Raw genomic sequence first — 26,307 nt, 5'->3', positions numbered from 1 at the left:
GGAGGTGGGGGGGGGGGTTGTGTTCCAAGGGAAAACCCCCCCTTGGGGCGGCAAAAGGGAACCCTGCATGGACACAAGAAGGGGGGTCATGTTTCACGTGAAACATGACCCCGTTTCGCGGCCTCAGCCCTGCTCGGCCCACCACTCCTTGAGTGCCGACACCGCCGCGTCGTACTCCATCGGCCCGTTCTCGAGGCGCAGCTCCAGCAGGTGCTTGTACGCATTGCCGATCACAGGGCCAGGGCCGACGCCCAGGATCTCCATGATCTGGTTGCCGTCGAGGTCCGGACGGATCGCGTCCAACTCCTCCTGCTCCTGGAGCTGGGCGATGCGCTCCTCCAGGCCGTCGTACGCCCGCGAGAGCGTGGCCGCCTTGCGCTTGTTCCGAGTCGTGCAGTCGGAGCGGGTCAGCTTGTGGAGGCGCTCGAGCAGCGGTCCCGCGTCCCGTACATAGCGGCGGACGGCGGAGTCCGTCCACTCGCCCGCGCCGTAGCCGTGGAAGCGCAGGTGCAGCTCGACGAGCCGGGAGACCTCCTTCACCAGCTCGTTGGAGTACTTCAGCGCCGTCATCCGCTTCTTCGTCATCTTCGCCCCGACCACCTCGTGGTGGTGGAACGAGACCCGGCCGTCCTTCTCGAAGCGACGGGTGCGCGGCTTGCCGATGTCGTGCAGCAGCGCGGCGAGCCGGAGGGTGAGGTCGGGGCCGTTCTCCTCCAGCGCCATCGCCTGCTCCAGGACGATCAGCGTGTGGTCGTAGACGTCCTTGTGCCGGTGATGCTCGTCGCTCTCCAGCCTCAGGGCGGGCAGCTCGGGCAGCACATGGTCGGCGAGCCCGGTGTCGACGAGCAGGGCCAGGCCCTTGCGCGGGTGCGCGGAGAGGATCAGCTTGTTCAGCTCGTCCCGGATGCGCTCCGCGGAGACGATCTCGAGGCGGTCGGACATCTCCGTCATCGCGGTGACGACCTCGGGGGCGACCTCGAAGTCGAGCTGGGCGGCGAAGCGGGCGGCCCGCATCATGCGCAGCGGGTCGTCCGAGAAGGACTCCTCAGGTGTGCCCGGGGTGCGCAGCACCCGCTCGGCGAGGTCCTCGAGGCCGCCGTGCGGGTCGATGAACACCTTCTCCGGGAGCGCCACCGCCATGGCGTTCACGGTGAAGTCACGGCGCACGAGATCCTGCTCGATGGAGTCGCCGTACGACACCTCGGGCTTGCGCGAGGTGCGGTCGTACGCCTCGGAGCGGTACGTCGTGACCTCGATCTGAAAGCTTCGATCAACGTCTCCGACGCGGGCATCCTTCTGCGCGCCGACCGTGCCGAAGGCGATCCCGACCTCCCAGAGGGAGTCGGCCCACGGGCGCATGATCTTCAGGACGTCCTCGGGGCGGGCGTCCGTCGTGAAGTCGAGATCGTTGCCGAGCCGGCCCAGCAGCGCGTCCCGGACCGAGCCGCCGACCAGGGCGAGCGAGAACCCGGCCTCCTGGAACCGGCGCGCGAGATCGTCGGCGACAGGCGCGACCCGCAGCAGTTCGTTCACCGCGCGATGCTGCACCTGGCTCAGGGCACTGAGGTTGTCTTCGTTGGCGTTCGGCACAACAGAAGAGGGTACGTGGCCCGGCGGGCCACGGGCGCCCGGATTACGGCCGACGGACAGATGCCCTGATAGCAGTGCAGAATCATGCTGTGGGGATGTTCACGGACTCTGCTTCGCATACCCATACATAGGGGACGGAGGAGCGCTCCCCCCGATCTTGTGGCACGGTCCGCGGCACTTCCCCTCAGCGCACATCGTTACCATGCGTGGACGCACATTCCGACGACCACTGACGACGACGAGGGACGGGCGAACGCGTGGCCGAGGCGGCAGACTTCCCGGGGATGACTCCCTCACCTGCCCGCCGGTGGCTGCGGCGCACCGGAGCACTGCTCGCCGGGGCGCCTCTGCTGGCCGGTCTGCTCCAGCTGCCCGCACACGCCGACGTGGCCGCCTCCGCCCGGGCCGCCTCGGACTCGGGCTCGGTCGCCGTCGCCGTCGACTCGCTCAGCCCGGCGGCCCCCGGCGACGGGGACACCGTGACCGTGTCGGGCACGGTGACCAACAACGGCAAGCAGGCGGTCACCGACGCCCACGTGGGCCTGTGGGTGGGGTCCGTGCTGACCACCCGCTCGGCGATCGAGGAAGCCGCGAAGGACGCGGACGATCCGAACGCCGGTGGCGGCTCCGAGGTGGGTGGCAAGTACGTCACCGAGTTCGACAAGCTCACTCCGGGCGTGGCCGAGCACTTCAGCATCTCCGTACCGGTCGACGAGCTGGACCTCGGCGGCGACGGTGTCTACCCGCTCGGCGTCGCTCTCTCGGGCGAGACGTCGGCGCAGCCGTGGGAGAAGGTGCTGGGCGTCCAGCGGACCTTCCTGCCGTGGCAGCCCGAGGGGCCGGACACGGAGACGCGGACGACGGTGCTGTGGCCTCTGGTCTCGACCGTCCACATGACGGCTGAGACCGGTTCGGACGCGCAGCAGACGCCGGTCTTCCTCAACGACGACCTCGCCGACGAGATCGCTCCCGGCGGCCGCCTGGACCAGCTCCTGGCCCTGGGCAAGGAGCTGGACGTCACCTGGGTGATCGACCCGGACCTGCTGGCATCCGTCGACGCCATGACCGGCAGCTACCGGATCCGGGGCGCGGACGACACCACCACGGCCGGCACTCATCAGGCGGTCGCCAAGCAGTGGCTCGCGGAGCTCCAGGAGGCCGTGCAGGACAAGGAGGTCGTCGCGCTGCCCTTCGCGGACCCCGACCTGGCCTCCCTCGCGCACAACGGCACCGGCGTCACCAGCTCGCTCAGTCAGCTCAAGGCGGCCACCGACGTCGCCGCCACCACGGTGGAGACGGTGCTGCACGTGACGCCGAGCACCGACTTCGCCTGGCCGGTGGACGGCGCCGTCGACCGATCGATCGTCAAGGTGGCCACGTCCGCCGGCGCCGACAAGGTGATCGCGCGCAACGACAGCCTGAAGGAGACCGGCGGCCTCACCTACACCCCCTCGGCGGCCCGCCCCATCGGCGGCGGCACCACGGCCGTGGTCGCCGACGCGCGGCTCTCCAAGGCGTTCCAGGGCGATCTGACGAAGGCCTCCGCGTCCACGCTCGCCGTGCAGGAGTTCCTCGCGCAGAGCCTGGCGCTGAATCTCCAGACGAACAAGCAGCGCAGCATCGTCGTCGCCCCGCAGCGGATGCCCACCGCGAAGCAGGCCCAGGCGATGGCGGAGGCCGTCACGGCCCTCCAGGGCGGAACCTGGTCGCAGTCCCAGCAGCTCACTCAGACCGCCGAGGCCAAGCCCGACGCCGGGGCCACCACGAAGGTGCCGTCGCGGTCGGCGTACCCCTCCTCGCTGCGCAAGCAGGAGCTGGCGCGGTCCGCCTTCCAGGACATCGGGACCACGCAGGACAAGCTCGACAGCTTCAAGGTGATCCTCACCGACGAGTCCCGGGTGGTGACCCCCTTCGGCCGGGCGATCAACCGGGAGATGTCCACCTCGTGGCGGGGCCGGGCCATCGGGGCCGCCACGTTCCGCCACGACGTACGGGACTACCTCGACACCCTGGCCGGCCAGGTCAAGCTGATCGACAAGTCGGAGACCAAGCTCTCCGGGCGCAGCGCCACGATCCCCGTGACCGTGCAGAACAACCTGGTGCAGGGCGTCGACCACCTGGTGCTGCGGCTCACCTCGACCAACCCGACCCGCCTGGAGTTCGGCGACGACGGGTCCGTGGAGCAGTCGATCGCCGTCTCCGGCGGGCACAGCACGACGGTGAAGTTCCCCACGTCCGCCAACGTCAACGGCAAAACGACGCTGATCGCGCAGCTGTACACCGAGGACGGCCGGCCGTACGGTACGGCGGTCACCTTCGACGTGAAGGTCACCGAGATCACCGCCACTGTGATGCTGGTGATCGGCGGCGGCGTCCTGCTGCTGGTCCTGGCCGGCTTCCGTATGTACACCCAGCGCAAGCGCGCCGCGGCCCGGGCGGCCGAGGAGAACGGCCCGCAGGAGACGGACGGGGCCGACGAGCCCGGCCCGGCCACCGACGGCCCGGTGAACCAGCACGACCCTGCCGAACGTCTTAAGGGGGAGTCGGTCGTCCGCTCCGGGGCAGACGACCCGGAGCAGCCGAGTGACGAGACACCGGACACCGCAGCGGAAAACACGGCCCCCTCGGGGACGGGTGAGAGAGTGGACCGTTGAGGATGTCGTGGCCGGTGGGCCCGGGACGATGAGGTGGGGTAGCCATGAACGCGCCGTACGAGGGTGACCGCGGCCAGGCCGCGGGCAGCTCGGGTCACCCCGAGGGCCCGCCGCCCGAGCACGGCCAGGTGCCGCCGCAGCACCCCGCGGACATGTACCTCCAGGACGCCTACGACCAGGACCCCTACCGGTCCCAGGACCTCACCGCGCAGGACCCGGTCGCCGAGGCGCTCTACGACCGCGCCGCGCACCCTCCTCCGCCGCCGGGCACGTACCCTCAGCAGCCGCTGTACGGCCGTCCCGAGCAGTCCCCGTACGCGCCCGACCCGCGCGTGTGGGCCCAGACGCCGGCGCCGGAGCCGGACGGCCCCACCCAGTACCTGCCGTACGGCGACGACCCGCGGACGACCCAGTTCGTGGGCGTGGACGACCTGGTGACGCACTCCGGTGAGCAGCAGCACCAGCCGGACGCCTTCGCGCACCTGTTCAAGGACCAGCAGCAGGGCGGCTCCCGCCCGCCGATGGAGTCCCCCGCGGTGCCGGGCCCGGCCCACGCACCGGGCGGCCCGGCGGCCGCTCCCCAGTACCAGGCGCCCCAGTACCAGGCGGCGCCGTACCAGGCACAGGCCGCGCCGTACGAGGCCCCGGCCGACGAGCCCGCCGCCCCGGAACCCGCTCCGGCCGCCGCCGCGAAGAAGGGCGGCCGCGCCACCGGCCTGCTGAAGTCCAGCGCCGTGATGGCGGCGGGCACGATGGTCTCCCGCCTCACCGGCTTCGTCCGCTCGGCGCTGATCGTCTCCGCACTGGGCGTCGGCCTGCTCGGCGACACCTTCCAGGTCGCCTACCAGCTGCCCACCATGATCTACATCCTGACCGTCGGCGGCGGCCTCAACTCCGTGTTCGTGCCGCAGCTGGTGCGGGCCATGAAGGAGGACGACGACGGCGGCGAGGCCTACGCCAACCGTCTGCTGACGCTGGTGATGGTGGCGCTCGGCGTGCTCACCGTCGCCGCGATCGCCGCGGCTCCCCTGCTGATCAAGGCGCTGTCCGCCCCGGTCGCCGGCGACCCCGCGGCCAACGAGGTCGGCGTCACCTTCGTCCGCTACTTCCTGCCCTCGATCTTCTTCATGGGCGTCCATGTCGTGATGGGCCAGATCCTCAACGCGCGCGGCAAGTTCGGCGCGATGATGTGGACGCCGGTCCTGAACAACATCGTCATCATCGTGACGCTGGGCATGTTCATCTGGGTCTACGGCACCGCCGCCGACTCCGGCATGAAGGTCACGTCCATCCCGCCGGAGGGCCAGCGGCTCCTCGGCATCGGCGTCCTGCTCGGCCTCGTCGTACAGGCTCTGGCGATGATCCCGTACCTGCGGGAGACCGGCTTCCGGCTGCGGCCGCGGTTCGACTGGAAGGGCCACGGCCTGGGCAAGGCCGTGACGCTCGCCAAGTGGACCTTCCTGTTCGTCCTCGCCAACCAGGCGGGCGCGATCGTCGTGTCCCAGCTGTCCACCGCGGCCGGCAAGGACTCGCCCGTCGACGGCACCGGCTTCGCCGCCTACGCCAACGCCCAGCTGATCTGGGGCCTGCCGCAGGCCATCATCACCGTCTCCCTGATGGCCGCGCTGCTGCCCCGTATCTCGCGCTCGGCCGCCGAGGGCGACGGCGGCGCGGTCCGCGACGACATCTCCCAGGGCCTGCGCACCACGGCCGTCGCGATCGTGCCGATCGCCTTCGGCTTCCTCGCGCTCGGCATCCCGATGTGCACCCTGATCTTCGGCTCGTCGGGCACCAGCGAGGCCACCAACATGGGCTTCATGCTGATGGCCTTCGGCCTCGGCCTGATCCCCTACTCGGTGCAGTACGTCGTCCTGCGCGCCTTCTACGCCTACGAGGACACCCGCACCCCCTTCTACAACACGGTCATCGTGGCCGCCGTCAACGCGAGCGCCTCGGCGGTCTGTTACTTCGTCCTCCCGGCCCGCTGGGCCGTGGTCGGCATGGCCGCCGCCTACGGCCTGGCCTACGCGATCGGCGTCGGCGTCGCCTGGAACCGGCTGCGCAAGCGGCTCAGCGGCGACCTCGACGGCTCCCACGTCCTGCGCACGTACGCCCGGTTGTGCATCGCCTCCGTACCGGCCGCCCTCATCAGCGGCGCGGCCTGCTACGGCGTCGGGCACACCCTGGGCCAGGGTGTCCTCGGCTCCTTCGCCGCGCTGCTGGCCGGCGGGGCGCTGCTGCTCGGAATCTTCTTCGTCGCCGCCCGCCGCATGCGTATCGAGGAGCTCAACTCGCTCGTCGGCATGGTCCGCGGACGCCTGGGTCGATGAGACAGGGGGTATCCGCACAACCTTCGTCCGCCATCGTGTGTCGTGCATAGCGGCGGACTGTGGGCACAATTGGATCCGGCGTCGGACGGCGCGCACGAGGTCGGGCGGCGCGCACTGGATGGGGAGGCAGGAACGACGGTGGCGGAACGGAGCACGGCTGCCGTCGACGTGGCAGACAACAGCGGCGACAAGCCGCTGACCGCCGAGGCGGACCAGTCCACGGCCGACGGGGTGGCCAAGAACCGGGAGCGGGACACGGACAGCGACGAGGCACAGGGGAGTGACGGGACCGAGCGTCCCGGCAAGGCCTCACCGCCAGAACTGCACAGCGGACACAAACTCGCCAGGCGCTACCGTCTCGAGGAGTGCGTCACCCGTCTGGACGGTTTCAGCAGTTGGCGTGCCGTCGACGAGAAACTGCGCCGCGCGGTCGGCGTTCACATTCTTCCCGCGGACCACGCGCGAGCCCGTTCGGTGCTGGCCGCGGCCCGCTCGTCCGCGCTGCTCGGCGATCCCCGATTCGTCCAGGTACTGGACGCCGTCGAGGAGAACGACCTCGTCTACGTCGTCCACGAGTGGCTGCCCGATGCCACCGAGCTGACCACGCTTCTCGCGTCCGGTCCGCTGGAGCCGCACGACGCGTATCAGATGGTCAGTCAGATCGCCTCGGCCATGGCCGCCGCACACCGTGAGGGTCTGTCGCATCTGCGTCTGAACCCCAACGCCGTGCTGCGCACCTCCACGGGCCAGTGGCGTATCCGCGGCCTCGCCGTAAACGCCGCCCTGCGCGGCGTCACCTCCGACACCCCGCAGCGCACCGACACCGAGGCGATCGGTGCCCTGCTCTACGCGGCGCTCACCCAGCGCTGGCCGTACGAGAACGACGCCTACGGGCTGTCCGGGCTGCCCAAGGACGTCGGGCTGATCGCCCCCGACCAGGTACGCGCCGGCATCCACCGGGGCCTGTCGGAGCTGGCGATGCGCGCGCTCGCCAACGACGGGGCGACCGCCTCGCGGCACGAGGCCGCGTGCACCACGCCGGAGGAGCTGGTGAAGGCGATCGGCGAGATGCCCCGCATCCGCCCGCCGGAGCCCGCGTTCACGGCGCCGCCGGAGTACCAGCGCACGACGTATCAGCAGGGCACCTACGGCCGGCCCGCGCCGCACCCCGGTGCGACGCAGCCCGTGCCGACCCCGCCGCCCCCGCTCCAGAGCCGCACCGGCCGGGCCCTGAAGTGGGCGGTCTCCGCCCTCCTCATCGCCGCGCTCGGCCTGGGCAGCTGGCAGCTCGCGGACGCCCTGATGGACCAGGGCAAGTCCGACGACTCGAACCGGACGCAGCCGACGGACGACGGGGACAAGAACAGCGCCTCCCCGAAGCCGGCCCAGCAGCTGAAGATCCAGGACGCGGCGGAGTACGTCGTCAGCGGCGACTCCCAGCACCCCAACGACGTCGACATGACGTACGACGGGGACAGCTCGACCTACTGGCGGACCTCCAGCTTCATCGGCGGCCCGGTACTGGCGCCGTACAAGCCGGGCGTGGGCATCGTCTACGACCTCGGCTCGGCCCAGGAGGTCTCCGCGGCGGCCATAGGGCTCTACTACGGTGGCGATCACACGACCGTCGACCTGTACGCCTCGGACGCGCTGAGGCCGTCCCCGAGCGACCTGGGGTCGATGGAGAAGATCGGCACCGTCACGACGAACGCGACCTCCGCCACGGTGAAGGTCACCAAGACGGTGAAGACGCGGTACGTGCTCGTCTGGCTGACGGCCTTGCCGCACGCGCCGGGCGACCAGTACAGCGATCCCGGGTACAAGCAGGCCGTCACCGACGTGAAGTTCACGGGCTGACATCTCACCGGAGGGGGAGGGGGTCCGATGGCGGAAGGCGCCGGATATGACGGAGTGAGCGACCAGGACCTCCTCACCCGGCATGTGGAGGGCGATCCCGACACCTTCGGTGAGCTTGTACGGCGTCACCGCGACCGGCTGTGGGCGGTGGCCCTGCGGACGCTGGGAGACCGCGAGGAGGCCGCTGACGCCGTCCAGGACGCCCTTGTGTCCGCCTACCGGGCCGCCCACACCTTCCGCGGCCAGTCCGCCGTCACGACCTGGCTGCACCGCATCACGGTGAACGCCTGCCTGGACCGGGCCCGCAAGGCTGCCTCCCGCAAGACATCGCCGGTCGACGACACCGAGCGGCTGGAGCAGCTCCTGGAGCCGCACGAGTCGGCCTCCGCCCCCGCCGAGCGCAACGACCTGCACCGCCAGCTCCTCGAAGCGCTCGGCACGCTCCCGCCCGACCAGCGGGCCGCCCTGGTCCTGGTGGACATGCAGGGCTACCCCGTCGCCGAGGCCGCCCGCATGCTCGATGTGCCGACCGGGACCGTGAAGAGCCGCTGCGCCCGGGGCAGAGCCAGACTGCTCCCGCTGCTGACCCATCTGCGGCCGGAAAACACCGGCGACGAAAGGGAAAGCGACGCGGGACGGAACCGGGCGCAGGGGACATCCGTCCCACCGGCAGCGGAACCTCGCGGCGAGGGTCCGGATCACGCCGGGACAGGCGATTCAGCTGCAGTGAAGGGCGGAGGTGGGCGAGCGTGACATCGACGACGGACACGACCGGACACCCGGACGTCGACGAGATCTCCGCCCTCACCGAGGGCCTGCTCACCCCTTCCCGAAGTGCCGATGTACGTCGGCATCTGGACGGCTGTGAGCTGTGCGCGGACGTCCAGGCATCCCTGGAGGAGATCCGCGGGCTCCTCGACGCTCTCCCCGAGCCGTCGCCGATGCCCGACGACGTCGCCCGGCGCATCGACGCCGCGCTCGCCGCGGAAGCCCGAGCGACCTCCGAGACCCGAGCGACCCCCGAGACCCGAGCGACCCCCGAGGCCGGAGGGCCAGCCGAAGCCCCGCCCCCCGCCGAAACCCCCGTCGAGTCGGCTCATGTTTCACGTGAAACATCGATGGCGACGGATCGCCCCACAGGACGCGCCCGCACCTCCACCACCGGCCCCGGCCGTAAGGACAGCAAGGACCACAAGGACCGTCGGCGAGGCGGGCGCCGCAAGGTCGCCGTCCTGAGCGCCGTCCTCAGCGTCGCCGCCCTGGGGCTCGGCTCCGTCCTGGTGACCTCCCTGACCGACAGCGGAGGCCCGGGAACGTCGGTGCACGGTCAGCAGACCACCGCCGCGGACACCTTCTCCGAGAGCACGCTGGAACAGCAGGTCGCCGATCTCCTCGCCAAGGCGCAGGGCCCCCGCACCTCCGTGGGCATCCTGGGCGAGCCGGGCAGCGCCTCCCCCAAGGTCAAGAGCGAGCCGGTCGTGCCCCTCTGTGTGCAGAAGGGCATCGATCAGCGCGACACGGCCGTCGTCACTGACGAAGGCACCTACCAGGGGAAGGACGCCCTGCTGGTCGTGCTCCCCGACACGTCGGACACCACCCGTGTCACCGCCTACCTCATGGACGCGACCTGCGTGAAGGATCCGTCCGTCGGCCCGGCCAAGGTGCTGCTGAAGAGCTCCTACACGCGTCACTGACGGCCGACGCATCGTCTCCAATCTTGAGGGAATCCGCCGTGGTGTTCCCGCCCCGGGTCGTCCCTTCGTGTGCCCGGACACACTGGGAATGCACGCCCCTTAGGATCCGTTGGGTGGGGTGAGAGTTCAGAGCAGCTCCCACCGGTCGAACTGCGCAGACCAGAGACGAGGAACAAGCCGTGAGCGACGTCCGTAACGTGATCATCATCGGCTCCGGGCCCGCCGGCTACACCGCGGCCCTGTACACCGCGCGCGCGTCACTGAAGCCGCTGGTGTTCGAAGGGGCCGTCACCGCGGGCGGAGCCCTGATGAACACCACCGAGGTGGAGAACTTCCCCGGCTTCCAGGATGGCGTCATGGGCCCCGAGCTCATGGACAACATGCGCACCCAGGCCGAGCGCTTCGGCGCCGAGCTGATCCCGGACGACATCGTCAACGTCGACCTCACGGGTGAGATCAAGACCGTCACGGACACCGCCGGCACGGTCCACCAGGCGAAGGCCGTCATCGTCGCCACCGGCTCGCAGCACCGCAAGCTCGGCCTGCCGAACGAGGACGCCCTCTCCGGCCGCGGCGTCTCCTGGTGCGCCACCTGTGACGGGTTCTTCTTCAAGGACCAGGACATCGCGGTCATCGGCGGCGGCGACACGGCGATGGAGGAGGCCACCTTCCTCTCGCGCTTCGCCAAGTCTGTGACGATCGTGCACCGCCGGGACACCCTGCGCGCCTCCAAGGCGATGCAGGAGCGCGCCTTCGCCGACCCGAAGATCAAGTTCGTCTGGGACAGCGAGGTCGCCGAGGTCCAGGGCGAGCAGAAGCTGGCGGGGCTGAGGCTGCGCAACCTCAAGACGGGTGAGCTGACCGACCTTCCCGTGACCGGCCTGTTCATCGCCATCGGCCACGACCCGCGCACCGAGCTGTTCAAGGGGCAGCTCGACCTGGACGAGGAGGGCTACCTGAAGGTCGCCGCTCCGTCCACGCGGACCAACCTGACCGGTGTCTTCGCCGCCGGCGATGTGGTGGACCACACCTACCGCCAGGCGATCACCGCGGCCGGCACCGGCTGCTCCTCCGCTCTCGACGCCGAGCGCTACCTCTCCGCGCTCGCGGACGAGGCGCAGGCCGAGACCGCGAAGACCTCTGTCTGACCCCCTCTCCCGCCCCACCGCACAAGGAATTAAGGAGCCCCCTGTGGCCGGCACCCTGAAGAATGTGACCGACGCCGACTTCGACGAGGTCGTCCTCAAGAGCGACAAGCCCGTCCTGGTGGACTTCTGGGCCGAGTGGTGCGGCCCGTGCCGCCAGATCGCCCCCTCGCTCGAGGCCATCGCCGCCGAGCACGGCGACAAGATCGAGATCGTCAAGCTCAACATCGACGAGAACCCGGGTACGGCCGCCAAGTACGGTGTCATGTCGATCCCGACCCTGAACGTCTACCAGGGCGGCGAGGTCGCCAAGACGATCGTCGGCGCCAAGCCGAAGGCCGCGCTCGTCCGCGACCTGGAGACCTTCATCTCCGAGTGACGCCGGACCGTCGTGTCGACGGTCGATGTTTCACGTGAAACACGAATGGGCCAGCCCGAAAGGGCTGGCCCATTGTCATGACACGGCCTTCCCGGCCGGCCCCCTACAGCGGGCGCAGTGCCGGCTCCTTCCGAGCGCCCCCCAGCAGCCGGTCAAGGGCCATCTCCACATCTTCCTTCCAGGAGAGCGTGGTCCGCAGCTCCAGCCGCAGCCGTGGATGGGACGGGTGGTGCCGCACCGTCTTGAAGCCGACCGCCAGCAGATGCTCGGCGGGGAGCAGACAGGCCGGATCCTTCCAGCGGGCGTCGCCGAACGCCTCGATCGCTCTGAAGCCCCGCCGCAGCAGATCCTTGGCGACCGTCTGAACCATCACCCGGCCCAGCCCCTGCCCCCGGTAGCCCGGCATGATGAACGCCGTCATCAGCTGCACGGCATCCGGCGACACCGGGCTCGTGGGAAACGCCGTCGAGCGCGGCACATAGTCGGGCGGGGCGTAGAGCACAAAGCCCACAGGAACGTCGTCGACATAGACGACCCGGCCGCAGGAGCCCCAGTCCAGCAGAACGGCGGAGATCCAGGACTCCTTCTCCAGAGCGGCCGTACCGGCTTTTACCGCGGCCGCGCCGCTGACGGGATCCAACTCCCAGAAGACGCACGAGCGACAGCGCTGGGGAAGGTCCTGAAGGTTGTCCAGCGTGAGCGGTACGAGCCGACGCCCCATGAAGGCTGTTCCTCGCTTCCTTCGCCCGCGGCGTCGCGAGCGGCTGTCAGAGCGCTGCGTTCCCTGAGCAGACTGCCGACGAAGCCGCCGACCGCGCCCAGCCCCAGCCCTGCGCCCACCAGTCCGGTCCGGCTCATCGTTCGCATGGCCCCCGCCTCCCAGTCCGAGGTGATGCTTCGGTGGATGCGCCTTAACCCCACCGCATCGTATCCACCCTGCGATTGCATCGATACCGCCTGAAAGCAAAGAGCGAGCCGTGTTCCGGGTACACCGGACACGGCTCGCTCAGAGAGTCCTCGAAGGACGGGATGTCGAGCCTCGGCTCAGTCGTCCGTCTCCTCGGAGTCGCCCTCCACAAGGCCCCGCTGAAGGACCGGGCCCTCGCCGGGAGCGAGGGTGCCGAGGATCCGCTCGAGGTCCTCCATGGAGGCGAACTCGACGGTGATCTTGCCCTTCTTCTGGCCCAGGTCGACCTTCACCCGCGTCTCGAAGCGGTCCGAGAGCCGGGTCGCCAGGTCGGTCAGCGCCGGGGAGACCCGGCCACCGGCGCGCGGTCCCTTGGCACGGTGGGCGGTCTGGGGCCGGGAACCCATGAGGGTCACGATCTCCTCGACGGCCCGCACCGAAAGCCCCTCGGCCACGATCCGGTGGGCCAGCCGGTCCTGCTCCTCCGAGTCGTCCACGGAGAGCAGCGCCCGAGCGTGTCCGGCCGAGAGCACCCCGGCCGCGACCCGGCGCTGGACCGCCGGCGAGAGCTTCAACAGCCGCAGCGTGTTGGAGACCTGCGGGCGGGACCGGCCGATACGGTCCGCCAGCTGGTCATGCGTGCAGTTGAAGTCCTTCAGCAGTTGGTCGTAGGCGGCGGCCTCTTCCAGCGGGTTCAGCTGGGCCCGGTGGAGGTTCTCCAGCAGGGCGTCCAGCAGAAGCTTCTCGTCGTCGGTGGCCCGCACGATCGCCGGGATCGCTTCCAGACCCGCCTCACGGCAGGCACGCCAACGCCGCTCACCCATGATCAGCTCATAGCGACCGGGCCCCAGCTGCCGTACGACGACCGGCTGGAGGAGGCCGACCTCCTTGATGGAGGTGATCAGCTCCTGGAGCGCATCCTCGTCGAAGACCTCACGCGGCTGGCGCGGGTTCGGCGCGATGGAGTCAAGGGGGATCTCCGCGAAGTACGCGCCGACGGGCGGCGCGGGAGTCTCCACGACGCTGATCGCCGACGGCTCCTCTGTTTCACGTGAAACAGGCGGCAGCGTGGCCACCTTCGCCGCGGCCACCCCACGCTCGGTCGTCAGGACCGGAACAGCCGTCGGTGATGCGGCACCCATGCCTCCCACCGCGGACTGCGCCGGATTCTTCTCCGTCGGGGCAGCAGGGATCAGCGCGCCAAGACCACGGCCCAACCCCCTCCGTCGCTCACTCACTGGATCCCCTCCACCATGCTCGGATTGTTCTGGGCGCCGATATGGGCGTGCGTCGCGTCGTAGCTGACGCCGATGCCCCTCAGCGCGATCTCTCGGGCCGCCTCAAGATAGGAGAGGGCGCCGCTCGATCCCGGATCGTAGGTCAGCACCGTCTGCCCATAGCTCGGCGCCTCGGAGATACGGACCGAACGAGGAATGCTCGTCCGCAGCACCTCTTCGCCGAAGTGGGTGCGCACCTCTTCCGCGACCTGCGACGCGAGACGCGTCCGGCCGTCGTACATGGTGAGCAGGATGGTCGACACATGCAGGGCGGGGTTGAGGTGCCCCCGCACGAGGTCGACATTGCGCAGCAGCTGGCCCAGGCCTTCCAGCGCGTAGTACTCGCACTGGATCGGGATGAGGACCTCCGCGCCGGCCACCAGTGCGTTGACCGTCAGCAGGCCGAGGGACGGCGGGCAGTCAATGAGGATGTAGTCCAGCGGCTGCTCGTACGCCTGGATGGCCCGTTGCAGTCGGCTCTCTCGGGCCACCAGGGACACCAGCTCGATCTCCGCACCGGCGAGATCGATCGTGGCAGGGGCGCAGAACAGGCCTTCGACATCGGGGACCGGCTGGACGACTTCCGCGAGCGGGCGGCTCTCGACCAGCACGTCGTAGATGGACGGGACCTCGGCATGGTGGTCGATCCCCAGGGCGGTGGACGCGTTGCCCTGTGGGTCGAGGTCGACCACCAGGACGCGGCCACCGTGCAGGGCCAGGGAAGCGGCAAGGTTGACGGTCGTCGTCGTCTTGCCGACCCCGCCCTTCTGGTTGGCTACGACGATGATTCGGGTCTGCTCAGGGCGTGGCAGACCCTCGCCGGCGCGGCCCAGTGCCTCCACCGCCAGTTGGGCAGCACGACCGATCGGGGTGTCGTCCATCGGGGGCGGTGTTTCACGTGAAACATCCTCCCCCAAGGACTCGGTACGGGGACCGGGGACCGGGTCGGCCATCGGTCCCGCGATGTTGGCGTCGGACCGCAAGGATTCACTCTCCTCGACTTCAAGCTCGCAATGAACAGAGCCTGCCATGTCTTCGGGGTCGTGAACCAGTGAGGCCTGGGGTTCTGTGGAGAAATCCACCTCTGTGGACAACTCCCGTCCCTTATCGAGTGACCCAAGAGGCTTGCGGTCGCGGGGTTCAGCAGCGGCGCGGCCGCGGCTGATGATGCCGTGGAGCAGTGAGCGACGTTTCACGTGAAACACGATGCACAGCACCCACGGCCGAACTGCCGCGACACTCCGTCATACGTAGGTCGGGCACCTTGTGTGGAGTACCGCCTGTCCCCAGATCACCGGTACCGGTCTCAGATCACCGGCATCGGCTTCACCGACGGCGACGGGTCCGCCCCGTCCGGGCCGCCTTGGCCCGCTTGGCCGCGAACCGGACACCGCCGGGGCTCTCCCCGACCTCGACCCGCACGACGGTGGAGAGGGGATCGACCACGCCCTCGCCGACATGGAGGATCGAGGTGCCGACCGCGCCGAGCTTGCTCAGGGCGGTGGCAGCGCTCTTCAGCTCCTCCTCGGCGGTGTCGCCCTTGAGGGCGAGCATCTCGCCGTAGGGGCGCAGCAGCGGGATGCCCCAGGTGGCCAGACGGTCCAGCGGGGCCACGGCGCGGGCGGTCACCACGTGGACGGGTGTGAGCTTTCCCATGACCTCCTCGGCGCGGCCGCGGACCACGGTCACATGGTCCAGGCCCAGCAGCTCGACGACCTCGCTGAGGAAGTTGGTGCGCCGCAGCAGCGGCTCCAGCAGGGTGATCTTCAGGTCCTCGCGCACCAGTGCCAGGGGGATTCCGGGCAGGCCGGCGCCCGAGCCGACGTCGCACACCGTCACGCCCTCGGGCACGACCTCGGAGAGGACCGCACAGTTCAGGATGTGCCTCTCCCACAGGCGGGGCACCTCACGCGGGCCGATGAGCCCGCGCTGCACTCCGGCCTCGGCCAGGAGCTCGGCGTACCGGACCGCATCAGAGAAGCGATCACCGAATACCTCGCGTGCCACCTCAGGCGCAGGGGGGAGCTCCGCTGCCTCCGTCACGGGGACCGTCCTTCCGTACCGCATCAGCGCGTCTAGCGCCGACCACCAGAACTACAGGCTGACAAAGACCGGCCCCGTCTGCGCAACAGACGGGGCCGGGGGAACGTACGTACCGAATCAGTTGGGCAGGACGACGACGAACCGCTGCGGCTCCTCGCCCTCCGACTCGCTGCGGAGCCCGGCGGCCTTGACCGCGTCGTGGACGACCTTGCGCTCGAAGGGCGTCATCGGCTTCAGCTTGACCGGCTCGCCGCTGTTCTTCGCGTCGGACGCGGCCTTGGCGCCCAGCTCGGACAGCTCGGCGCGCTTCTTGGCCCGGTAACCGGCGATGTCCAGCATCAGCCGGCTGCGGTCGCCGGTCTCCCGGTGCACGGCCAGGCGCGTCAGCTCCTGAAGCGCTTCCAGCACCTCGCCGTCCCGGCCGACCAGCTTCTGGAGGTCGCGGCCGCCCGCGTCACTGATGATCGACACCGAGGCGCGGTCGGCTTCGACGTCCATGTCGATGTCGCCGTCGAGATCGGCGATGTCCAGCAGACCTTCGAGGTAGTCCGCGGCGATCTCGCCCTCCTGCTCCAGGCGGGACAGGGTGTCTGCACCCTCGGCGGCGGCGGAGGTGGTGCCTTCCGTCACGGGATGGGCTCCTTCTTACTTCTTGGACGGGGACTTGGGGCGCTGCGGGCCGCCCTTGCGCTGCCCGGACTGGGCCTTGCTGCGGCCTCCGCCGGCGGGCTTGGCCGCGCCGGAGGGCTTGGCGTCCTCGGGCTCGTCGGACTTGCTCAGCGAGGTGGTCTCGCCGGCCGCCTTAGGGCCGGACTGGCGCTGAGACTTGGTCTGCCGCCTGGGCTGCTGGCGCCTGGCGGCCGCGCTCGTGGACGTGCCGTCCTCGGTCTCGACGGCGACCTGGGACTCGCCCTTGATCACGTTGCCGTCGGTCTGGGCCGCGAGGCCGACCTTGGTCAGCCCGTTGATGAACTTGCGCTCGGCGTCGTTGCGGTCGCGGCCCTTGGCCACGATGGCCTTGACGATGGCCTTCTCGCCGCGGCCACGGGTCTTGCCGTGGTGCGCGACACGCTTGGACAGGCGCTCCAGGTAGGCGGCCTGGGCCTTGGAACCCGGGGTCGGGTTGTTGCGGATCACGTACATCTGCTGGCCCATGGTCCACACGTTGGTGGTCAGCCAGTAAACGAGGACACCGACCGGGAAGTTGATGCCGAAGACGGCGAACATGATCGGGAAGACGTACATCAGCATCTTCTGCTGCTGCATGAACGGCGTCTTCACCGTGGTGTCGACGTTCTTCGTCATCAGCTGGCGCTGCGTGTAGAACTGCGACGCCGACATCAGGACGATCATGACCGCAGTCACGATGCGCACGGTGGTCAGCGAGGCGTCGAGCGCCTCGACGTCCGCGGCGCTGTCGGTGAACTTCGCCGCCAGCGGAGCACCGAAGATGTGCGCCTTCTGCGCGCTCTGCAGCAGGCTCTCGTTGATGACACCGATGGTGTCGTTGTTCGCGATGCTGTTGAGCACGTGGTACAGGGCGAAGAAGAAGGGCGACTGCGCCAGGATGGGAAGGCACGAGGAGAGCGGGTTGGTGCCCGTCTCCTTGTACAGCTTCATCATCTCTTCGGACTGGCGCTGTTTGTCGTTCTTGTAGCGCTCCTGGATCTTCTTCATCTCGGGCTGCAGCGTCTGCATCGCCCGGGTCGCCTTGATCTGCTTCACAAAGAGCGGGATCAGGCAGATACGGATCAGGATCACCAAGGACACGATGGACAGGCCCCAGGCCCACCCGGTGTCCTCGCCGAAGATGGCGCCGTACACCGTGTGGAACTGGACGATGACCCAGGAGACAGGTGTCGTGATGAAGCTGAAGAAGCTGGCAATCGTGTCCACTAATCATGCTCCTTGGGCATGGGACGGGCTCTCTGCGGCCGGGCTCGAGGAGCGATTCTCCTCGGTGGCCGTTTCGGCGGCGGAGGTCCCGCCCCTGCGTGCACGCCAGGCGTCGCGCAGCATTTCGTGCCACCGCGGACGCTTCCGCGGCGGGACATGGTCCACACCCCCCAGCGACCACGGGTTGCACCGCAGGATGCGCCAGGCAGTGAGTGCCGTTCCCTTGATCGCGCCGTGCCGGTCGATGGCCGTGAAGCCATAGTGGGAGCACGACGGGTAGTACTTGCACACCGGCCCGAGCAGCGGACTGATCGTCCACTGGTAGAGCTTGATCAGGGCCAGCAGCGGGTACTTCATCGCGCGCCCCCTCCCAGCAGCCGTTGAAGGGCGGCATCAAGGTCTTGGACCAGCTGTGCGTGGTCGGCGTCACCCGCATCGGGCAGCGCCCGTACGACTACCAGGCTACCGGGGGGCAACAGAACGACTCGATCGCGCATCAGGTGACGCAGTCTGCGCTTCACCTTGTTGCGCACGACGGCTCCACCCACGGCCTTGCTCACGACGAAACCCGCACGCGTCGGGGGAGCGCTCTCCCCAGGCGCGTGCGGGTCCGTGGCACCGCTTCGAAGGTGGACGACGAGGGTCGGGCGTCCAGCCCGACGACCCCTTCGTACCGCGGTCGCGAAGTCCTCGCGCCGCCTCAGCCGATGCTCGGTAGGCAGCACGACGTCATGACCTGATCAGGCTCAGGCGGACAGGTTGGCGCGACCCTTGCTGCGGCGGTTCGCGAGAATCGCGCGACCGGCACGGGTGCGCATCCGCAGGCGGAAGCCGTGGGTCTTGGCGCGACGACGGTTGTTCGGCTGGAAGGTGCGCTTGCTCACTCGGGGGCTCCAGAAACTAATCGGTGGTGGCGGGGTGCCGTCCTGGCTGTCACCGTGCGCCCACGAGTAGCTCTCGTTACGCCCGAGTGCACCGCTTCCCGATCACCTGACGCGATCTGTGCCCATCGGAGGCAGGCGGCAGCAGCCATCGACAACTCGACCTGGTTACGGTACGCGCGGCTACGCCATCCGGTCAAACCAGGGACCTACGGGAGACACTATCCACAGGCTGGGGACAACAACTTGAACCGCACCCGTCGCCCTGACTACCGTGGCTGAACTCCGATTCGTTCCTTTGTCCCTGCCCCCACCCGATTTGAATCCCGACCGTCCCACCATCACACGAACGTGGGACCCACGAGAGAGCGTGCCCTGTGGCTGACGTACCTGCCGATCTTGCCGCAGTGTGGCCACGCGTACTGGAGCAGCTCCTCGAGGGCCGTGGCCAGGGTGTCGAGGCGAAGGACGAGCGCTGGATCCGGCGCTGCCAGCCGCTCGCGCTGGTGGCGGACACCGCCCTGCTCGCCGTACCGAACGAATTCGCGAAGGGCGTGCTGGAGGGTCGGCTCGCGCCGATCGTCAGCGAAACCCTCAGCCGCGAGTGCGGCCGACCGATCCGGATCGCGATCACCGTCGACGACTCCGTCGGCGAGCCCCCGGCCCCGCCGGCGCCCCCGGTCCAGCAGCAGCAGCAGCGCTACGAGGAGCCCGAACTCCCGTCGTACGACAGCGGGTACGACAAGGGTTACGACAGCCCGTACGAGGGCTACGGCCGGCACCGCGCCGACCAGCCGCCCGGCGACCGCGACCGCGACCGCGACCGCGATCGTGACCAGCACCCCGGCGCGCGGCCGGAGCAGCACACCGGCGGCCGCCAGGAGCAGCATCCCGGCGCCCGCCAGGACCAGCAGATGCCCACGGCGCGCCCCGCGTACCCCTCGGAGTACCAGCGCCCCGAGCCCGGCGCCTGGCCGCGGCCGCAGCAGCAGGACGACTACGGCTGGCAGCAGCAGCGCCTGGGCTTCCCCGAGCGCGACCCCTACGCGTCCCCGTCGCAGGACTCCTACGGCGGCCAGGACCCGTACGGCTCGCCGTCCCAGGACTCCTACGGTCCGCCGTCGCAGGACTACCGTCCGCAGCCGATGGAGCGGCCGTCGTACGACCCGTCGCCGTACGAGCAGCAGCGTCCCGACTACGACCCGCGCGAGGGGGGCCGGCGTGAGCTGCCCGAGCCGTCGGCCGGCGGTGGTCATCCGCACCGGGCCGGTGGACCCGGCGGACCCGGCGGGCCGTCCGCGCAGCCGCCCGCGGGGGGCGGACCCGGTGAGCCGACCGCGCGGCTGAACCCGAAGTACCTCTTCGACACGTTCGTCATCGGCGCCTCCAACCGGTTCGCGCACGCGGCCGCGGTCGCCGTCGCCGAGGCGCCCGCGAAGGCGTACAACCCCCTCTTCATCTACGGCGAGTCGGGCCTCGGCAAGACGCACCTGCTGCACGCGATCGGACACTACGCGCGGAGCCTCTACCCGGGCACGCGTGTGCGGTACGTCAGTTCGGAGGAGTTCACCAACGAGTTCATCAACTCCATCCGCGACGGCAAGGGCGACAGCTTCCGCAAGCGGTACCGCGAGATGGACATCCTTCTGGTGGACGACATCCAGTTCCTGGCGGACAAGGAGTCGACGCAGGAGGAGTTCTTCCACACCTTCAACACGCTCCACAACGCGAACAAGCAGATCGTGCTCTCCAGCGACCGGCCGCCCAAGCAGCTGGTGACGCTGGAGGACCGGCTGCGGAACCGTTTCGAGTGGGGGCTGATCACCGACGTCCAGCCGCCGGAACTGGAGACGCGTATCGCGATCCTCCGGAAGAAGGCGGTGCAGGAGCAGCTCAACGCCCCGCCGGAGGTGCTGGAGTTCATCGCCTCACGGATCTCGCGCAACATCCGTGAGCTGGAGGGCGCGCTGATCCGGGTGACGGCGTTCGCCTCGCTCAACCGGCAGCCGGTGGACCTGGGCCTGACCGAGATCGTCCTGAAGGACCTGATCCCGGGCGGCGAGGACTCGGCGCCCGAGATCACCTCCACGGCGATCATGAGCGCCACGGCCGACTACTTCGGCCTCACCGTCGAGGACCTGTGCGGCACCTCGCGCGGGCGGGCGCTGGTGACGGCCCGCCAGATCGCCATGTACCTGTGCCGTGAGCTGACGGACCTGTCGCTGCCGAAGATCGGCGCGCTGTTCGGCGGCCGCGACCACACGACGGTGATGCACGCGGACCGCAAGATCCGCAATCTGATGGCCGAGCGGCGCTCCATCTACAACCAGGTGACCGAGCTGACCAACCGCATCAAGGCCGGCTGAGAACACCGCGCACCCGCCGTCGAGGGCGCCTCGGGAGCACTTCCCGGGGCGCCCTTCCTCGTGCCGAGGCCGTGCCCGGAGACCATGCCGGAGACCCTGCCGGAGACCGCGCCGGAGATCGCCCCTCAGCGGCCGTCACGGGGCCCGCTCCACGCGCCGCCGGGCCCGCCGGCCACCACTCCGCGCCCCACTCCGCGCCCGTCACCGCGTCCCCGCCGAGTCCCGCCCGTCATCCGCTGTTCGAATACTCGCCGGGTTACGGCCACTCTCCACAGATTCGGTGACTTTTTCCCGTCCACACCCTGGGGACCCGGAAGTTGTCCAGACTGTATCCACAGGGAGCCCGGTTGAAAGACCATCAGACCAGGTCACCCGGGTGTGGATTCGTGGACGAAGGATGTCCACAGGCTGTGGACAGAGAAATGATCCACAGCCTGTGCACGCGGTTGTCCACCGGCCGCCCACAGCCTGTGGCCGGTTGTCCCCAGCGATCACCCGCTTCTCCACATCACTGTCCACTGTTCGGCAACGGGACGCGCCTGCTCACCGTGTCGAGTGAAAGGCGTCACACGAAGGTGCCGGGTTGGGCTGTGGGAAAGGTGGGTAAACCTGGGGACGGCGCTGGGGAGAAGTGCCGCCCGCCTGTGCATGGAGTGTGCAGAACTTTTTGTTCTCCACAGATCGGCCCGGTTGTCCACCGCCTCCGCCCACAGGGCCCGTGGACAAAATCTCGCCTCTGAGCTGCGAAAACAGGGTTATCCACGGTATCCACAGGCCCTACTACTACTCCCGACTAGAGAGAGCTCGGAATCCGCTTCGAAGAGGGTCCTGTGCACAACTCGCTCTCCGGCGTCAGGCTGCCCCTCGTCACGACTTGACCCCGAGAGGCACCTACTGTCAGTGCGGTGCGTCAGACTGGACCCGGTGGTCCTTCCCGTCACAGGGGCCGATCACACCGAGACCAGACGACGAAGCCAGGCAGGCCGAGAAGCGCCGGCAACAGCAGGAGGCGGCAAGAGTGAAGATCCGGGTGGAACGCGACGTACTCGCGGAGGCAGTGGCCTGGGCGGCGCGCAGCCTCCCGGCCCGTCCGCCGGCGCCTGTCCTCGCCGGCCTCCTGCTGAAGGCCGAGGACGGCGCGCTGAGCCTGTCCAGCTTCGACTACGAGGTCTCCGCACGGGTGTCCGTGGAGGCCGAGGTCGAGGAGGAGGGCACGGTCCTCGTCTCCGGCCGGCTGCTCGCCGACATCTGCCGCGCCCTGCCCAACCGCCCGGTGGAGATTTCCACAGACGGTGTACGGGCGACGGTGGTCTGCGGCTCCTCCCGCTTCACCCTCCACACCCTGCCTGTGGAGGAGTACCCCTCGCTGCCGCAGATGCCGAACGCGACGGGCACGGTCCCCGGCGAGGTCTTCGCCTCCGCCGCCGCCCAGGTCGCCATCGCCGCCGGCCGTGACGACACGCTGCCCGTGCTGACCGGTGTGCGCATCGAGATCGAGGGCGACACCGTCACGCTGGCCTCCACCGACCGCTACCGCTTCGCGGTCCGCGAGTTCCTGTGGAAGCCGGAGAACCCCGAGGCCTCCGCCGTCGCCCTGGTGCCCGCCAAGACACTCCTGGACACCGCCAAGGCGCTGACCAGCGGCGACAGCGTCATCCTGGCGCTCTCCGGCTCGGGCGCCGGCGAGGGCCTGATCGGCTTCGAGGGCGCCGGACGACGCACCACCACCCGCCTCCTTGAGGGCGACCTGCCGAAGTACCGCACGCTGTTCCCGACCGAGTTCAACTCCGTCGCGGTGATCGAGACCGCCCCCTTCGTGGAGGCCGTCAAGCGTGTGGCCCTGGTCGCCGAGCGCAACACCCCGGTGCGGCTGAGCTTCGAGCAGGGCGTGCTCATCCTGGAGGCCGGCTCCAGCGACGACGCACAGGCTGTGGAGAGGGTCGACGCCCAGCTGGAGGGCGACGACATCTCGATCGCCTTCAACCCGACCTTCCTGCTGGACGGCCTGAGCGCGATCGACTCCCCGGTCGCCCAGCTGTCGTTCACCACGTCCACCAAGCCCGCGCTGCTCAGCGGCAAGCCCGCCCTGGACGCGGAGGCGGACGACGCCTACAAGTACCTGATCATGCCGGTGCGGCTGAGCGGCTGAGCCTGCTCGCGGTGTGGGGCCGAGTCGCCGGACGTTGTCCACAGGCCGTGGAGAAAGAGTCCCCGGCCTGTGGGGAAACCCGCAGGTGAGGCTGTACGTCTGAGCGCGTATGCCCACAGCTGTGCGTGACGGTCCGGGTTTAGGCTCGGACATGGGTACGAAGGTGCCCCGCACGCCACACAGCGACCTAAGGAAACAACTGATGGAGCTCGGTCTCGTCGGCCTCGGCAAGATGGGCGGCAACATGCGCGAGCGGATCCGCCGCGCCGGCCACACCGTCGTCGGATTCGACCGCAACCCGGACCTCGCCGATGTCCACAGCCTCGAAGAGCTTGTGGGCAAGCTCGAGGCCCCGCGCGTGGTCTGGGTGATGGTCCCGGCCGGTGCCCCCACCCAGTCGACGATCGACGAGCTGGCCGAGCTGCTGGAGCCGGGCGACGTCGTCGTGGACGGCGGCAACTCCCGCTGGACGGACGACGAGAAGCACGCCGAGGAGCTGGCCGCCAAGGGCATCGGCTTCGTGGACTGCGGTGTCTCCGGCGGCGTCTGGGGCCTGGAGAACGGCTACGCGCTGATGTACGGCGGTGACGCGGAGAACGTCGCCAAGGTGCAGCCGGTCTTCGACGCGCTGAAGCCCGAGGGCGACTTCGGCTCGGTGCACGCCGGCAAGGTCGGCGCCGGCCACTTCGCCAAGATGGTCCACAACGGCATCGAGTACGCCATGATGCAGGCCTACGCCGAGGGCTGGGAGCTGCTGGAGAAGGTCGACTCCGTCACGGACGTGCGCGAGGTCTTCCGCTCCTGGCAGGAGGGCACGGTCATCCGTTCCTGGCTGCTGGACCTCGCGGTCAACGCGCTCGACGAGGACGAGCACCTCGACAAGCTGAAGGGGTTCGCGCAGGACTCCGGCGAGGGCCGCTGGACGGTGGAGGCCGCGATCGACAACGCCGTGCCGCTGCCCGCGATCACGGCCTCGCTGTTCGCGCGGTTCTCCTCGCGTCAGGAGGACTCGCCGCAGATGAAGATGATCGCGGCGCTGCGCAACCAGTTCGGCGGCCACGCGGTCGAGACGAAGTAACCACAAGCAGGAACAGCAGGAACAGCGCCAAGCGGTACCTGAGCACTCTGGGGAGGTCGGCGAACGACCATGCACGTCACGCATCTGTCGCTGGCCGACTTCCGCTCGTACGCCCGGGTCGAGGTCCCGCTCGACCCGGGTGTCACCGCCTTCGTCGGCCCCAACGGGCAGGGCAAGACGAACCTCGTCGAGGCCGTCGGCTATCTCGCCACCCTCGGCAGCCACCGGGTCGCCTCCGACGCGCCCCTGGTGCGCATGGGCGCCGACCGCGCGATCATCCGGGCCCAGGTCAGACAGGGCGAGCGGCAGCAGCTGGTCGAGCTGGAGCTGAACCCGGGCCGGGCCAACCGCGCCCGCATCAACCGGTCCTCGCAGGTCAGACCCCGTGACGTGCTGGGCATCGTACGGACCGTGCTGTTCGCGCCCGAGGACCTCGCGCTCGTCAAGGGGGATCCCGGGGAGCGGCGGCGGTTCCTCGACGAGCTGATCACCGCGCGGTCGCCGCGGATGGCGGGTGTGCGCTCCGACTACGAGCGGGTGCTGAAGCAGCGCAACACGCTGCTGAAGACGGCGGCGCTCGCGCGGCGGCACGGTGGGCGGTCCATGGACCTGTCCACGCTCGACGTGTGGGACCAGCACCTCGCGCGCGTGGGCGCGGAGCTGCTCGCGCAGCGGCTCGACCTGGTCGCCACGATCCAGCCGCTCGCGGACAAGGCGTACGAGCAGCTGGCCCCCGGCGGCGGTCCGCTCGCCCTGGAGTACAAGCCGTCCGCGCCCGGCGAGGCCCACACGCGCGAGGACCTGTACGTCCAGCTGACGGCGGCGCTCGCGGACGTCCGCAAGCAGGAGATCGAGCGGGGTGTCACCCTCGTAGGCCCTCATCGGGACGATCTGGTGCTCAAGCTCGGGCAGCTGCCCGCCAAGGGATACGCCTCGCACGGTGAGTCCTGGTCCTACGCGCTGGCGCTGCGGCTGGCCTCCTACGACCTGTTGCGGGCCGAGGGGAACGAGCCGGTGCTGGTGCTCGACGACGTGTTCGCCGAGCTGGACGCCCGTCGGCGGGAGCGGCTGGCCGAGCTGGTCGCGCCCGGCGAGCAGGTGCTGGTGACGGCGGCGGTCGACGACGACGTACCGGATCTCCTGGCCGGGGCACGGTACGTGGTGGCGGACGGAACGGTGGAACGCGCATGAGTGAGCGGCAGGATCCCGGCAAGACGACGCCCGAGCCGTCCGGCGTCGATCTCGCGCGTGTGGCGCTGCGGGCGGCGCGCGAGCAGGCACGCGCGCGTGGGGACGCGGCGCAGCAGAAGAAGCAGGCGCGGCGCGGCGGCGGTCTGCGCTCCGGCGCGCGTGCGGACGGGCGCGACCCCATGGCGCTCGGCTCGGCGATCAACCGGCTGCTCGCCGAGCGCGGCTGGGAGGCGCCGGCCGCGGTGGGCGGGGTGATGGGCCGCTGGCCGCAGATCGTCGGCGAGGACGTGGCGAAGCACTGTGTGCCGGAGCGGTACGACGAGGACGAGCGGGTCCTGGTCGTGCGCTGTGACTCCACGGCCTGGGCGACGAACCTGCGGCTGCTGGCGCCGACGCTGGTGGCCCGGCTCAACGAGGACCTGGGGCACGGGCGGGTCCGCCACCTCAAGGTGCAGGGGCCGGGCGGCCCGCCCCGCCGGTACGGCCCGCTGCGGGCCCCGGGCAGCACGGGTCCCGGTGATACCTACGGGTGATTTGCATCACTCATGAGGCGGTCGGGATGGTACCTGCGTACCACCCCGGCCGCCTTCTTGTATGCCCTCGAACGGCCCGCGCGCGGGGGCGAATTCCTACCTGACTCCTCGGTAGCCAAGGGTTGACACCCGGAAGCGCTGAGTGCCTCCGTGAGCCTCTTGGAGCCCCCTTCCACATATCGGGACCCGTCGGAGACCGGTTGAGGGCGGCACATCCGGACTCAGGTACCGGCAAACCCCCATCACTGTCAGTGCTACCGGTAGACTGGAAGCCAATCCCGCCCCAAACGTGGGGACCGCCCGGGAAAAGCTGAGCAACGCTGATCAAGGCTTACCA

General features: G+C 69.6%; 22 protein-coding genes. 12 read left to right on the top strand and 10 right to left on the bottom strand.

Going from position 1 to position 26,307, the window contains the following annotated elements; genetic code table 11:
- Positions 1–123: 123 nt before the first annotated feature.
- Positions 124–1,590 carry a CCA tRNA nucleotidyltransferase gene (locus ACZ6D7_RS15515; protein ID WP_469490156.1) on the bottom strand — a complete coding sequence of 489 codons (1,467 nt, stop codon included), beginning with the start codon at positions 1,588–1,590 and terminating at the stop codon, positions 124–126.
- Between the two features lie 257 nt (positions 1,591–1,847).
- Between ACZ6D7_RS15515 and ACZ6D7_RS15510 the strand changes: the two genes are divergently transcribed.
- From ACZ6D7_RS15510 to trxA, 7 genes are all read left to right on the top strand, one after another.
- Positions 1,848–4,244, top strand: a complete 2,397-nt coding sequence (locus ACZ6D7_RS15510; protein WP_469490153.1) for a DUF6049 family protein — start codon at positions 1,848–1,850, stop codon at positions 4,242–4,244.
- A 44-nt stretch (positions 4,245–4,288) separates the two neighbouring features.
- Positions 4,289–6,574 carry a murein biosynthesis integral membrane protein MurJ gene (gene murJ / locus ACZ6D7_RS15505; protein ID WP_469490151.1) on the top strand — a complete coding sequence of 762 codons (2,286 nt, stop codon included), beginning with the start codon at positions 4,289–4,291 and terminating at the stop codon, positions 6,572–6,574.
- A 138-nt stretch (positions 6,575–6,712) separates the two neighbouring features.
- Positions 6,713–8,431: a protein kinase family protein gene (locus tag ACZ6D7_RS15500; protein WP_469490149.1), complete on the top strand. Its 1,719-nt coding sequence runs from the start codon at positions 6,713–6,715 to the stop codon at positions 8,429–8,431.
- Between the two features lie 27 nt (positions 8,432–8,458).
- Entirely contained in the window at positions 8,459–9,184 is a 726-nt protein-coding gene (gene sigM, locus ACZ6D7_RS15495; protein WP_469490146.1) for an RNA polymerase sigma factor SigM, read from the top strand.
- A complete protein-coding gene (locus tag ACZ6D7_RS15490) occupies positions 9,181–10,125 on the top strand; it encodes an anti-sigma factor family protein (RefSeq protein WP_469490143.1) in 945 nt (314 codons plus the stop codon). The genes sigM and ACZ6D7_RS15490 overlap by 4 nt, the downstream gene beginning before the upstream one ends.
- A 179-nt stretch (positions 10,126–10,304) precedes the next feature.
- A complete protein-coding gene (trxB, locus tag ACZ6D7_RS15485; RefSeq protein WP_469490140.1) occupies positions 10,305–11,273 on the top strand; it encodes a thioredoxin-disulfide reductase in 969 nt (322 codons plus the stop codon).
- A 43-nt stretch (positions 11,274–11,316) separates the two neighbouring features.
- On the top strand, positions 11,317–11,649 hold the full coding sequence (gene trxA, locus ACZ6D7_RS15480) for a thioredoxin (RefSeq protein ID WP_469490136.1): 333 nt from the start codon (positions 11,317–11,319) through the stop codon (positions 11,647–11,649).
- A gap of 103 nt (positions 11,650–11,752) precedes the next feature.
- Here the strand turns inward: trxA and ACZ6D7_RS15475 are convergent, their stop codons facing one another.
- The 9 genes from ACZ6D7_RS15475 to rpmH form a co-directional block, all read right to left on the bottom strand.
- A complete protein-coding gene (locus ACZ6D7_RS15475; RefSeq protein WP_469490133.1) occupies positions 11,753–12,370 on the bottom strand; it encodes a GNAT family N-acetyltransferase in 618 nt (205 codons plus the stop codon).
- Between the two features lie 323 nt (positions 12,371–12,693).
- Entirely contained in the window at positions 12,694–13,794 is a 1,101-nt protein-coding gene (locus ACZ6D7_RS15470; RefSeq protein ID WP_469490131.1) for a ParB/RepB/Spo0J family partition protein, read from the bottom strand.
- On the bottom strand, positions 13,791–14,864 hold the full coding sequence (locus tag ACZ6D7_RS15465; protein ID WP_469490772.1) for a ParA family protein: 1,074 nt from the start codon (positions 14,862–14,864) through the stop codon (positions 13,791–13,793). The genes ACZ6D7_RS15470 and ACZ6D7_RS15465 overlap by 4 nt, the downstream gene beginning before the upstream one ends.
- A gap of 295 nt (positions 14,865–15,159) precedes the next feature.
- A complete protein-coding gene (gene rsmG / locus ACZ6D7_RS15460) occupies positions 15,160–15,876 on the bottom strand; it encodes a 16S rRNA (guanine(527)-N(7))-methyltransferase RsmG (protein WP_469490128.1) in 717 nt (238 codons plus the stop codon).
- A 117-nt stretch (positions 15,877–15,993) separates the two neighbouring features.
- The gene (locus ACZ6D7_RS15455; protein ID WP_469490125.1) at positions 15,994–16,506 is read right to left on the bottom strand and encodes a Jag family protein; all 513 of its coding nucleotides are present in this window, start codon (positions 16,504–16,506) and stop codon (positions 15,994–15,996) included.
- A gap of 15 nt (positions 16,507–16,521) precedes the next feature.
- On the bottom strand, positions 16,522–17,772 hold the full coding sequence (gene yidC / locus ACZ6D7_RS15450; RefSeq protein ID WP_469490122.1) for a membrane protein insertase YidC: 1,251 nt from the start codon (positions 17,770–17,772) through the stop codon (positions 16,522–16,524).
- Between the two features lie 3 nt (positions 17,773–17,775).
- A complete protein-coding gene (yidD, locus tag ACZ6D7_RS15445; RefSeq protein WP_469490118.1) occupies positions 17,776–18,129 on the bottom strand; it encodes a membrane protein insertion efficiency factor YidD in 354 nt (117 codons plus the stop codon).
- Positions 18,126–18,497: a ribonuclease P protein component gene (gene rnpA, locus ACZ6D7_RS15440; RefSeq protein WP_469490113.1), complete on the bottom strand. Its 372-nt coding sequence runs from the start codon at positions 18,495–18,497 to the stop codon at positions 18,126–18,128. The genes yidD and rnpA overlap by 4 nt, the downstream gene beginning before the upstream one ends.
- 21 nt (positions 18,498–18,518) lie before the next feature.
- Positions 18,519–18,656 (bottom strand): 50S ribosomal protein L34, encoded by a 138-nt coding sequence (rpmH, locus tag ACZ6D7_RS15435; protein WP_018846094.1) that lies wholly within the window; start codon positions 18,654–18,656, stop codon positions 18,519–18,521.
- 374 nt (positions 18,657–19,030) lie between these two features.
- On the opposite strand from rpmH, the gene dnaA reads away from it, so the two are divergent.
- The 5 genes from dnaA (at position 19,031) to ACZ6D7_RS15410 (ending at position 25,970) form a co-directional block, all read left to right on the top strand.
- Complete coding sequence (dnaA, locus tag ACZ6D7_RS15430) at positions 19,031–21,019, top strand: chromosomal replication initiator protein DnaA (protein WP_469490110.1); 1,989 nt, start codon at positions 19,031–19,033, stop codon at positions 21,017–21,019.
- A 1,018-nt stretch (positions 21,020–22,037) separates the two neighbouring features.
- Positions 22,038–23,168 carry a DNA polymerase III subunit beta gene (gene dnaN / locus ACZ6D7_RS15425; protein WP_030795063.1) on the top strand — a complete coding sequence of 377 codons (1,131 nt, stop codon included), beginning with the start codon at positions 22,038–22,040 and terminating at the stop codon, positions 23,166–23,168.
- A 202-nt stretch (positions 23,169–23,370) separates the two neighbouring features.
- Positions 23,371–24,246, top strand: coding sequence for a phosphogluconate dehydrogenase (NAD(+)-dependent, decarboxylating) (gene gnd / locus ACZ6D7_RS15420; RefSeq protein WP_469490106.1), 876 nt, complete (start codon positions 23,371–23,373; stop codon positions 24,244–24,246).
- A gap of 69 nt (positions 24,247–24,315) precedes the next feature.
- On the top strand, positions 24,316–25,437 hold the full coding sequence (recF, locus tag ACZ6D7_RS15415; RefSeq protein WP_469490103.1) for a DNA replication/repair protein RecF: 1,122 nt from the start codon (positions 24,316–24,318) through the stop codon (positions 25,435–25,437).
- Positions 25,434–25,970, top strand: coding sequence for a DciA family protein (locus tag ACZ6D7_RS15410; RefSeq protein ID WP_469490100.1), 537 nt, complete (start codon positions 25,434–25,436; stop codon positions 25,968–25,970). The genes recF and ACZ6D7_RS15410 overlap by 4 nt, the downstream gene beginning before the upstream one ends.
- The last annotated feature ends 337 nt before the right edge of the window (positions 25,971–26,307 follow it).

The organism is Streptomyces sp. NPDC041784, from assembly GCF_055591025.1.
This window is presented reverse-complemented; position numbering and strand designations above follow the sequence as displayed.